General features: G+C 71.2%; 10 protein-coding genes. 4 read left to right on the top strand and 6 right to left on the bottom strand.

The window, feature by feature from the left end; all coding sequences use genetic code 11:
* Positions 1 to 106 precede the first annotated feature (106 nt).
* Positions 107 to 502 carry a hypothetical protein gene (locus tag D7V88_RS33375; RefSeq protein WP_120544663.1) on the top strand — a complete coding sequence of 132 codons (396 nt, stop codon included), beginning with the start codon at positions 107 to 109 and terminating at the stop codon, positions 500 to 502.
* A gap of 80 nt (positions 503 to 582) precedes the next feature.
* Positions 583 to 1,506: a hypothetical protein gene (locus tag D7V88_RS33370; RefSeq protein ID WP_147448962.1), complete on the top strand. Its 924-nt coding sequence runs from the start codon at positions 583 to 585 to the stop codon at positions 1,504 to 1,506.
* On the opposite strand, the gene D7V88_RS33365 is transcribed toward D7V88_RS33370, so the two are convergent.
* Complete coding sequence (locus D7V88_RS33365) at positions 1,475 to 2,164, bottom strand: hypothetical protein (protein ID WP_120544661.1); 690 nt, start codon at positions 2,162 to 2,164, stop codon at positions 1,475 to 1,477. The genes D7V88_RS33370 and D7V88_RS33365 overlap by 32 nt on opposite strands.
* Before the next feature lie 146 nt (positions 2,165 to 2,310).
* Here D7V88_RS33365 and D7V88_RS33360 point away from each other — a divergent pair, with 146 nt between their 5' ends.
* Positions 2,311 to 3,072: a hypothetical protein gene (locus D7V88_RS33360; protein WP_120544660.1), complete on the top strand. Its 762-nt coding sequence runs from the start codon at positions 2,311 to 2,313 to the stop codon at positions 3,070 to 3,072.
* Positions 3,073 to 3,074: 2 nt separating this feature from the next.
* Positions 3,075 to 3,629 (top strand): hypothetical protein, encoded by a 555-nt coding sequence (locus D7V88_RS33355; RefSeq protein ID WP_208726619.1) that lies wholly within the window; start codon positions 3,075 to 3,077, stop codon positions 3,627 to 3,629.
* A 9-nt stretch (positions 3,630 to 3,638) separates the two neighbouring features.
* Here D7V88_RS33355 and D7V88_RS33350 read toward each other — a convergent pair whose 3' ends face one another.
* From D7V88_RS33350 to D7V88_RS33330, 5 genes are all read right to left on the bottom strand, one after another.
* Positions 3,639 to 4,337: a hypothetical protein gene (locus D7V88_RS33350; RefSeq protein ID WP_120544664.1), complete on the bottom strand. Its 699-nt coding sequence runs from the start codon at positions 4,335 to 4,337 to the stop codon at positions 3,639 to 3,641.
* Positions 4,334 to 5,314: a hypothetical protein gene (locus D7V88_RS33345; RefSeq protein WP_120544658.1), complete on the bottom strand. Its 981-nt coding sequence runs from the start codon at positions 5,312 to 5,314 to the stop codon at positions 4,334 to 4,336. Before D7V88_RS33345 ends, D7V88_RS33350 begins: the two co-directional genes overlap by 4 nt.
* A 6-nt stretch (positions 5,315 to 5,320) precedes the next feature.
* A complete protein-coding gene (locus tag D7V88_RS33340; RefSeq protein ID WP_120544657.1) occupies positions 5,321 to 6,859 on the bottom strand; it encodes a pilus assembly protein in 1,539 nt (512 codons plus the stop codon).
* Positions 6,838 to 7,635 (bottom strand): TadE/TadG family type IV pilus assembly protein, encoded by a 798-nt coding sequence (locus tag D7V88_RS33335; protein ID WP_120544656.1) that lies wholly within the window; start codon positions 7,633 to 7,635, stop codon positions 6,838 to 6,840. Before D7V88_RS33335 ends, D7V88_RS33340 begins: the two co-directional genes overlap by 22 nt.
* A 99-nt stretch (positions 7,636 to 7,734) precedes the next feature.
* Positions 7,735 to 10,767, bottom strand: coding sequence for a helicase-related protein (locus D7V88_RS33330; protein ID WP_120544655.1), 3,033 nt, complete (start codon positions 10,765 to 10,767; stop codon positions 7,735 to 7,737).
* Positions 10,768 to 10,860: the final 93 nt, after the last annotated feature.

Raw genomic sequence — 10,860 nt, 5'->3', positions numbered from 1 at the left:
GCCCCCAGGTGCGGGACCCTGGGCTTCGTGCCCACCTGCCCCCGCCCCGGCATGGTGCACGGCCTTGCACGGGTGGGCATGCCCTGCCAGCCTGCGGCGCCGTCCCATGTCTCCGCCGCCGCCGACCCGCGAACGAGAGCCGCTGTCCCTCAACGCGCTCCTGCTGGCCCCCTCGCTGCTGCTGGCCGCGGGCGCCTGCGTCGCGGTGGCCGCCCGGCATTTCGCCCTGGCCGCCGCCGCCACCGGCACCCTCGTGCTCGTCCCGCTCGTCTTCCGCCTGTGGACGCGCACCTGGTACCGGGGCCTCGTGCTGCGCGGCCTGGGCCTGTTCATCGCCGGCATGCACCTGCCCATGCTGGTGGGCGGCGCGCTCGCCTACGGGCGCATCGGCTGCGAACCCGCTGACTGCGGCCAGACACTCCTGCTGGGCATCGTCCTTGCTCCCGTGGCCGGCGCCGTCTGCAGTGTCGTGTACTGGCTCGTGGGTCGTCCTCCCGTCTGAATTACCAGGAATAGCCCGGGACCCTATTCTTACTGGAAATGCTTGTTCCAGTCAGACCACACCTCGCGCCCGGCCTGTTCGTGGCGCTGGCCGTTCCCGCCACGGTGTGCGTGCTTGGCTGCACGCTGCCCGTCCTGCTGGGAGGCCCGGGCCTCCTGAGTGTGGTGACCTCCGCGGGTCCCTTCGCGCTGCTGGTGGGCATGGCGCTGCTGGTGGAGGTGCCGCTGCTCACCGTTGCGGCGGGCTCCACCCTGCTGGGCCGGGCGGTGCCGCTGGCGGTGATGGTGGGCATGGCGACGGTGCCCTGGACGCTGGGCCTGCTGGGCACGGAGGTGCTGCTGGAGCGGATGCACGCGGCGCTGCCCCTGGTGCGCGCGGGGGACGCGGGCATCGCGCTGACGGCGGGCATGGGCAAGGCGATGGCGCCCCGGCTCCTGGGCGCGTGGACGAGCGCGGTGCTGCTGGGTTCGCTGTCGGTGGCGCTGGCCGTGGCGCGCTTCAGCCGCGCGAGCATCCCCCGAGGCACCCGGCGGGGACTGCTGCTGGCGAGCCTGGTGTCGGCGGCGCTCGCGGGCATGGCGGCGGTGGGCGCGATGGAGGCGCACCACCTCTTCACGCTCCTGTCCCGGCTGTCGCGGGCGCCGGGGTCGCTGCGGCCGGACCTGATGGCGGAGGGCATGGCGCAGGCGGCGCGGCTGCGCACGGTGCGCTGGAGCTGCCTGGGGTGCCTGTCGGTGCTGGCCTTCACCTGGTTGACGTACCGCGCCCGCGAGGCCCGGCGCGCCCGCACGCTGGAGTGGGCCGGCGGGTTCGTGCTCACCATCGCGGTGGGCGGCCTGCTGGTGCTGGACGCGCACCCGCTGCACACCACGCTGGGCCCGGAGCGCGTCACCACCGGCCACCGCAATTCCGGACCGGTGCCCACCGACGCGGATGTGACGCACTTGAGGAACGGGCGCTCGCCCGTGCGATTCAGCCTCCCCGAACCAGCACGAACAGCATGACGATGGCCACCAGCACCGCCACGCCGAAGACGGCCAGCAGCACCAGCCCTTCCGAGCGGCGCACCACCGGGGGCAGGACTTCGTTGGGCAGCGCCTCGCCGTAGCGCAGCACCACCTCCGGCTCCGCGGGTTCCAGTGGAGCCTGGGGCTCCGGCTCCAGCGCGGCGGGAGCGACTTGCCTCGCCGGCGGCATCACCTTCGTGACGGTGGCGCTTCCAAAGGGGTCCTGCGCCACGATGCTGGACATCTCCAGGCCCTCGCGCGCCAGCGCCAGCACGCGCTGCATGTGGAGGATGTACCGGTCCTGACCTTCGTACGTGGCCAGCGCCTGCGCCGCGCGCACCAGCCGGTGGGGCACGAGCTCTGGATCCGCGCGCACTTCGGTGGACACCGGAGGCCGCCGCGCTTCACCCAGCTCCACGCGACCGGTGCGCACGCCCTGGCCACTGGCCCAGATGCAGTGCTCGTCCAGCAGCGTGAGCTCCTGGCGCCGGACGCGGCCCTCGTCGTCGATGAGCGACAGCAGCTCCGCGCCCTGGGGGCTCAGGTGCCAGACGGTGCGCAGGCCGTTCTCACCCGGAGGGCCCTCCACCGCGCGCGCCCGATAGAGTTCCTGCATCGCGGACTTCAGGGTGTCGGGCGAGGTTTCCACGGCCATGAATGGCGCAGAGTAGGGGCGCCCGGTCGGAAACGGAAGCCAGCCCGCCCGCCGCCCGGCCGCTCCCCGCTTTCCCCCGGCCTGGACACGCGGCCGTGAATGGCCCGTGCGCGGACGCCCACCTTGTGTCTACCGTCCGCCCCACGATGAGCCGCTCCAAAGACCGAGGCCCCGAATTCACCCGCCAGTTCGAAGGCGCACAGACGCTCGACGGATTGCTGGAGCTGGCCGGCAGCCCCTGCGACACCGCCGAAGTGCTCGAACGCATGCGCCAGGCGCGCGCGGAAGGCGACGCCGCCAACGACGTCATCCCCACCCTCTTCGCCGAGGAGCCCCGCTTCAAGGACGCGGAGCTGGCGCGCCGGCTGTACCAGAACCTGCTGGGCCTCTGGGACCTGGTGCTGGAGGGCAAGTCGGTGCGCCTGGACGATGGCCCGCGCCCACCGCGTCCGAAGAAGGAGCGACTGCAACCGCCCGCCCCCTTCCACCCCGACGCGCCTTCCGCCGAATTCGTGGAGGCCGCCTGGCGTTATCTGGAGGACGACGACAAGGCGCGCACGCGGCTGATGCATGCCTTCGAGAACCGGCAGGATGGCCTGCTGGGTGCGCTTGACGCCGCCGGCCTCACGGACGAAGGTTACGGAATCGCCCGGCACCTGCTCTTCGAGCTGCACGCCATGCTGGAGCTGGGCTGGCCGCCAGGGCTGATGGCCGCGCAGGCGGCGGCGCTGGACAAGGATTCGGATGCGCCGCCCGCGCCGGACTCCCTCCAGGCCTACGTGACGGAAGCGTTGTTCGAGGCGGAGCATGACGAGGAGCACCCCCTCGCTCCCCAGGAGCTGGCCCAGGTGCGCACCCTCGTCCAGCGGGGACTCGCGGCGCTGTGGCGCGCCCGCAAGGGGAGATGACGATGGCCCGAGACGACAATGACGGTGGTGGGTTCACCGGCAAGCGCAACAAGTCCTACCGCGAGCTGGATGCGCAGCGGGGCAAGAGCAAGTACCACTCGCGCCAGGATGACCCGGCGCAGCAGAAGCTGGAGCGCAGCGCCAGCTACCAGAAATACAAGACGGCCGCGGACGCGCTCTTCACCGGCGGAGAACTCCCGGAAGGCCTCGCGAAGACGTTCGACCCCGAAGGCAAGCGCAAGGCCCAGAAGGCCGCCCTCCAGAAGGTGCAGGACTCGGAGACGCGCGCGGACTGGGTGAAGGGCGTCGTCGAGTACCTGGAGAAGTACCCGGAGCTGCCCGAGGACGCGTACTTCCTCGACAGCCTGCTGGACCACCCGCGCGACCGCATCGTGGACCAGGCGCTGGCGAAGCTGGAGTCGCTCCAGGAGGCCGGCACGCTCCAGAAGAAGGTGCCGAAGAGCCTGGATCAACGCCTGAAGTCCATCGAGCTCACCGGCCTGGACCCCGACATGCAGGGCCGCGCCAAGGTGCTGCGCGAGAAGCTGCGCGCCTGACGCGCGGGCTCAACGCGCGCGGGACTGGTAGACCATCACCACCGCGCGCTGGCCCGTCTTGCTGTTCTCGTGCGTGAGCCGCAGCTCGCCCCCGGGCCGCGTGTAGAAGCCGGCTTCGTCGCCGGGCTTCCAGCCAGCCTTCGCGAGCGCGTCGTCGTAGAACGCCTGCACCTGCGCCCCCGTGAGCGCCGTCTGGAAGCTCAGCGTGCGCGAACCCTCCGCGTTGACGCGCAGCACGTCGCGCGCTTCCGGCGGCAGCGGCGCGAAGTCCCCGGACGCGGAGGCCTTCTTCGCCAGCGCGTGGTTCGCCTCGCCCAGGTACAGCGACGTGGTGCCGTCCGGCTGCGGCTGGAGGATGACCGTGTACGTGATGGCGCGGAGCGGATCGAACGCGGTGAGCATGGCGGCGTTGTTGGCCAACTGCGCCTGCTTCTTGCCGGGCGCCACGTAGAGGCCCTGGTCCCGGAACGCGTCCGCGAAGCGCTGCACCAGCTCGCGCGCACTCTCCTTCACGTGCACCGCGCGCAGCGCCACCGGGACGCCCCCCGCCTCCACGATTTCGTTCGCCTCCACGTGCTCCAGCACCTGGAGCCGGGGCCACTCGAAGCGCGGGGGCACCGCCTCCGGCACGCCCGCGTCCTTCGCCCAGGCGGGGAGGGCCAGCCCCAGCGACAGCAGCGCCAGGACCGCGCGCGCCACGGGCTTCACGGCCGCACGCGTCCGAGCCACTTGCTGCGCCGGTTCACGTTGTACTTGGGGGAGAGGTTGTCCGCCCGGAAGGGGGACGTCTCCCAGACGGTCTGGTTGCCCGCGTGCGACGCGCCGATGCTCTGCTCGTAGTCGCCTTCCGCGCCCACGAAGCTCATGAAGAACTGGTCCTCGTTCGCGCCGCCCGGCGCGCCCACGCCCGCCATCATCGCGCTGCCGGCGCCGCCGCCGCCGCCGTTCTTCACGTACACGCGCTCCGCCCAGGAGTAGTAGTCCACGTTCTGGCAGGGCGCGCCCGTGTTCAGGCTGAGCGGGCACGCGCGGCCCTCCGCCACGCTGGACAGGCCCCAGTCATCCAGCAGCATGAAGAAGCGGCCGCGGCAGACGCCATTCGACGCGCGTCCGGCGGCGCACACGATGAACTGGTCGGTGGCGCGCCGGTGGGAGACCTTGAAGAACTCCGGCTCCATGAACGTGCCGATGCGCTGCGTGCTCAGGGTGGCGGAGGCCGTGCACGAGACGCCATCGGATTGCACCTGCATCGCCTGATTCAGCGCGGTCGCACCGGGGTCCGCGTCACTCGGACGCGTGCCGAGGATGTCACCGGCGTTGGTGCCCGCGGGACGATCCGAGTCGCACGTCACGCGCATCCGCTGGGCGCGCGCGATGGCCAACTGGAGGGTCATGTCGCCATCCACGCTGGCGCGGCCGTCGAAGTCGCCGTACCGGCCGCTGGCCTCGCCGGCCGCCAGGGCCGCCGCGTTGGGCCGCTGGAAGACGCCCGTCTCCGGGTTGTGCATCACGTGGCCGGTGGACTCCCACAGCGCGAAGTTGGCGGCCTCCTGCACCTTGAGCGTCAGCGCGCCCACTTCCGCGAAGTAGATGCCGAACATGAGGATGGTGATGAACACCATCGTCCCCAGCGCCGTTTCCACCAGCGCCTGTCCCCGGCGTGCCGCGAAGGTTCGCTTGCCCATGGCGCGTCAGTACTTTCCATCGGTGCGGCCGCCGCCCCGATAACCCGCCTGGCCCAGCCGGCGCAGCGTGCCCGCGTGTTCGGTGAAGCCCGCCTGGTCCAGGCTTTCCGCGGGATTGTCGTCGCGGGCGCCCTCGGCGCTCACCAGGGTGGCGCGCCAGAAGGGGTTGAGGAAGTTGGGGGGCTCCTCCCAGCCGCCACCCGCCGCCGCGGGCCGGGGCCGGTGGTAGTAGGCGATGCCCGCGGCCAGGGCCACCTGGTTGCGCTGCACGTCCTCGCGCCCGGTGGGCTGGATGCGGCCCAGCGGCGCCGCGTTGTCGAACAGGGTCTCCTGGCCCGCGAACTTGAACTTGAACATCAGGTTCCAGGGATCCGGCCGGGCCCTGCGGCTGTTGCTGGCGTAGTCGCGCAGCAGGATGGAGTACAGCTTGGGCTGTCCGAAGTCGTTCTCCCCGCCGTTGTCGTGCAGCAGCCCCGCGTTGAAGCCCACCGAGTACGGCCAGATGCCCGGGCAGACGACGCAGGCGCCCAGCGTGTGCAGCTCATCCACCGGCTTGCCGGACTCCGAGCCCTGACCGGGGGCCGGGTGGAGCATGAAGACGTGCTGGTCCTGATTGGACTGGCGCTCGTCGGACATCACCCACGCGTTCGCGGAAGGGCTGGGATAGATGTTGCCGTCCGGGCAGGGGACGACCGTCGCCGCCAGCCCGTGGTCGTGCGCCCACGAATTGCGGCCGGAGATGGTCGTGTAGGTGGAGGAGTCCATGCCTCCGATGCTGGCGTAGTGCTTGAAGCCCGGGTTGTTCGCGGCCATGCCCGAACCGAAGCCCGCGCTGCCAGTGGGCCGGCCGTGCACCCACGTCCAGCCCATGCTGCCCATGGTGGCGTTGCGCATGGCATCGCCCTGGCCACCGCTCGCGCTCACCGCGCCGGTGGCCGGCGGCGTCGTCCCGGCCTTCTCCTGCTCCATGAGCTTGTCCTGGCTGAGGATGGAGCCCGCGCCTCCGGACACCTCCGCCAGGGACTTGTTGGCGCCCTCCTCGGGAGCGTCCAACTCCGGGTTGACCGCCTGGGCAATGGCCTTCGAGAGCTTCTGACCCGCCAACTGCCCGCCCACCAGCCGTGAGTAGATGGCCAGCTCCGCGCTGTACATGGCGCCGGCCTGCCCCTGGAGGGAGCGCACCTGGTCCGCGGCGGCCTGGTCCAGGACGGCGAACTCCGGGTCGGGCACGGGGCAGGGCGTGGCCTTGCGCGCGGCGTGGTACTGGCTGCCGAAGCTGATCATCGACTGGGTGCCGGCCATGGCCACCATGTGGGCGATCTGCGCGCGGTTCATCACCGCGATGGCGTTGAACGTGCGCGCCGTGGACACCGCCTGGCTGTAGGCCGCCGCGTCCGCCGCCATCTGGATTTCGATGCGCTCCTTGGCGCGCATGCCGAAGCCCAGCGTCATCAGCACCATCAACGTCAGCAAGAGGAGCGTGAGCGAGAACAGGACCAGCGCCTGTCCGCGTCCGCCGCGCCTCAGAAGCCGTGCAGGCTGCATGCGGCACCTCCCTGGAAGTTCTCCGCCTTCACCGGCGTCATCATCCGCATCGCGGCGTGCACCTGGATGGGGAACAGGTAGTGCCCCTGTCCGCTCCACTTCACCATCCGCGAGCCCAGGTCGCCCCCGGGCCACTCATCCGCGCCCAGCTCCACGTCGGTGTCGTTCCACCAGTCCGCCTTCTTCTCCGCGGGGTTCAGCGGATTGGCGCTGTTGTAGTTCTTGAGGTGGAAGTGGGCGAGGAACATGCGGCTCATCACCCAGTCCGCGAACGGGATGCGCATGTAGTACCAGGCGACCATGCGGATCTCGAGCGTGCGCCGCCGCAGCTCCACCGCGGAGTCCGTGGGCACGTCGAACAGCAGGTCTTCGTTCCCGTCCAGGCCACGCACCCAGGCGACGTCCGGCGACTCGCGGACAATCTCCACCATGGGCCCCTCGGTGAAGAGGTCGCCCTTCGAACCGCTCACGCGCAGGTAGTTGCGCTCGCGCTCCTCGAAGGCCCGCGCCAGCTTCGCGCCCGTCGTGGTGGACGTCACCGTGGGCAGCATCGTCACCAGCGCCGCGTGCGTCATCGCCTGGCAGCTACCGTGGTTCAGGCTGCCCGCGCGCACCGCGCGGTACACCGCCACCTGCGCCAGGATGCGCCCCTGCAACAGCATGAAGAGTTGCAGGGAGCCCAGCACCAGGAACACCACGAGCGGCATGCACAACGCCGCTTCCACGGCGGCCTGACCAGATTCGAAATGCCGTCGTTGGGATTCGGAGGAGGCCATGGGGGGATGTAGGCTTCCTCCTAGATTCTCGATGATTGGGGAATCGGTCAAATGGCCCGTACCCGTCGGAACGTCATTCCATTGCGTTCCAACGGTTATTCAACGGTTGAGGGCGAAACCGCAAGCCGAGTCCAGCACCACCGTGGCCCCGGCGAGGGCCTGGAGCAGCCGCGCATAGTGATGGCGCTCCGCGTCAACCTGGGCGTCCACCGCCTCAGGGGGCAGGCCCTGGTGGGAGAGGGACAGGCGCAGGCGGGCCTCGCCAGCGTCGCGTTCCGCCTCCAGGGCCTTCCGGGCCTTCTGGGCGCGCCGGGCCAGTTCGACCTGGGCGGCGGCCTGGGCCACCGGAAGGGCGGCGTCCACGAAGGGGCCGAAGCCGGGGAAGGACTGGTGGACCTCGTCGCCCTTGAGGGCGCGGCCGTCGGCTTCCAGGGTGGGCAGGACGGAGGCGTCCGCGACAGGGCCGTCGGGGCCCTCCACCACGGCGACGGGCAGCAGGGTGCGCTCCAGGAAGCGCGCGAGCTGGCGGCTGGGGACGCGCGCGCCGGGGGACGTGTCCTCGGGCTCCGGGAGCTGGACGTGGAAGAGCAGCTCCAGGCCGCGCACGGGCTTCTTCAGGCTGCGCTTCTCGATGAGGCGGAAGCCGCTGCGGCCATAGGGGCCGTCCTTGAGGAAGCCGAACAGCGCCTCCACCAGCGGGTGGCCGGTGGCGAAGTACTCCAGCTCCTCCGCCTCCACGGCGGTGTCGCGCCAGAAGGTGCCCAGCAGCGTGCGGTCCTGCATCACGTCGATGCCGGGCAGCCCCTCCACGTTGAGCGCATGGCCGAACTGGAAGGCCACCTGGAAGGCTTCCACCTGTTCGTCCACGTCCACGCCAATGCCCACCCGTCGCGCCAGCTCCGTGACGGTCTCCTCCAGGCGCTCATCCAGGTTGCGTGCCACGCTCCAGAGGCCGTCCTCCAGCGGCGAGTCCTCCTCGTCGGTGGGCACGTCTCCCATGCGCTCCTGCGCGCGGGCCACCAGCCGGGCCACGGCGGGCTTGTCGAAGCTGCGCACGTCCAGCAGCGGATCATACGCGCGGGTCACCTGCGCTCGCGCCGCCTCCACGCGCGTCTTCAGTTCGGCCGCGTAGCCGACGCGCGCCTCGCGGGGCAGCAGGGCCAGCTCCGCGATGCGCGCCTCCACCTCCTCCAGCACCGCGTCCAGGCCGCCCACCGTCTCACCGAAGACGCCGACGGCATCCGCCAGCAGCATCAGCACGTCCGACGCGAGCGTGCCCGCGGGGTCGAAGACGTGGATGTCCACCGGGTGCGCCTGGCCAATGCGGTCCAGCCGGCCGATGCGCTGCTCCACCGTGGAGGGGCTCCACGGCAGGTCGTAGTGCACCAGGTGGTGCGCGAACTGGAAGTTGCGGCCCTCACCGCCCACCTCCGTGCAGATGAGCACCCTGGGTCCTTCCGGGTCGCGGAAGCGCGCCACCTGCCGGTCGCGCTCCAGGAGCGGCAGGTCGCCGTGGTAGCCCAGCGCCTCCACGCCCTCGCGCGACAGCTCCGCCTGGAGCGACTCCAGCGTGTCCCGGCTCTCCGTGAACACGAGCACCTTCGCTCGCGGCTCCGCCTTCCAGATGCCGCGCAGCACGCCCACGAACGCGAGGAACTTCGCGTCGCGGCCGGGCAACCTCAAGTCCGCTTCCTTCAGCGCCGGGTTCGCCTTCACCGCGCCGGTGAAGGCCGCGGGGCTGGACTCCAGGCGCCGGAGCACGTTGGCCAGCGGCGCGCCCCTCAGCGTGCCCTGCGCCAGCGTGGCGAGCGCCGTGTCGCGGGCCTTCAACTCCTCCGCCGTGAGCTGCACCGGGTGCCGGTGGAGCCTGCGCGTGGAGAAGCCGCCCACCACCGCGCGCCGGTTGCGCACCAGCCGGTCCGACAGGCTGTACGTCTCCGCCAGGTGCTCGAGCAGCGCCCCAGGCTCCTTCAGCGTCTGGAGCCGGGCATCCTCCGGGAAGCGCTTCGCCAGCGCGGCCACGGCCGCCTTCGCGCCCTTGCCCTCATGCAGCGCGCGCACCGCGGCGGACAGCTCCTCCTGCCGTTGCAGCCGCGCCTCGAAGCCCTTCACCGAGGGCGCGGTCGTCGCGTCGATGAGGGTGAGCAGCCCGTGGTACTCCGCCGGGTCCAACTGCATGGGCGTGGCGGTGAGCAGCAACAGGCCCCACGCGTTGGAGGCCAGCCCCTGCGCGGCGGCGAAGGCCTTCTCGCCCTTCAGGTGGTGCGCCTCGTCGATGATGACCAGGTCCCAGAACGCGTCCTCGGCCGCCACCTCCTCGCGGTGCTCGCGCGTGCGGCTGAGCAGCTCCAGGCTCGTCACCACCAGCGGGAAGCGCGCCCAGGGAGAGACGTCCGGCGCCTCCTTCAGCGACTGCTCGTAGCGCTCCGAGTCCATCAGCGTGAAGAGCTGGTTGAACTTGTGGAACAGCTCCACCAGCCACTGCACGGTGAGGTGGCTGGGGGCCACCACCAGGCACCTTCGCGCCAGGCCCACGAGCCGCAGCGCGCTGAACACCATGCCCGCTTCAATCGTCTTGCCCAGGCCCACCTCGTCCGCCAGCACGAAGCGCGGACGGCGCGCGGACAGCACCCGCTGCACCACGCCCACCTGGTGCGGCTTCACCATCACCCGGCTGGCCAGGAGCGCGCCCAGCGCATCACCCCGGCGCTCGTCGTCCAGCACCAGCGCCTGCTTGCGCAGCATGAACGCCTTCGCGTCCCCCACCCGCCCGTCGCGCAGCGTGGACAGCAGGTCGGAGCGCGGCGCCTGGCAGCGCACCTCGGACTCCGGCAGCTCATCCTCCTCGCCATCGTCGAAGCGCACCACGTAGCGGCGCAGGCCTCGCGCGCCCGGCTCCTCGCCCAGGACGGTGGCCTTGCGCCCCTTCGGCGTCTGGATGGGTTCGCCCTTGGGCAACTGGTACGCCACCAGCGCGCCGCCCCGGGTGGACACCAGCACCGGCGCGTCCTCGCGGGACGGGAAGGCGATGAGCGCCTTGGCCCCCTCCTCCTGCAACGACAGCAGATGCCCCACGCCCCACTCGGGCTGCGGGAGGTAGCGGACCTTCAGACCTTCGACGAGAGACGCCATAGAAGAGCAACAACCGGGTGCGAAGAGGGGGGCGCTCCATAACGTCCCAGCGCCCGGAAGGCCATTTCACGGGCACCGGACGGCCCTTTCCCC

The sequence above is a fragment of the Corallococcus terminator genome (assembly GCF_003611635.1).
GTDB classification, from domain to species: domain Bacteria; phylum Myxococcota; class Myxococcia; order Myxococcales; family Myxococcaceae; genus Corallococcus; species Corallococcus terminator.
The sequence above is the reverse complement of the archived record's forward strand: the minus strand, read 5'-3'. Positions and strand labels throughout refer to the sequence as shown.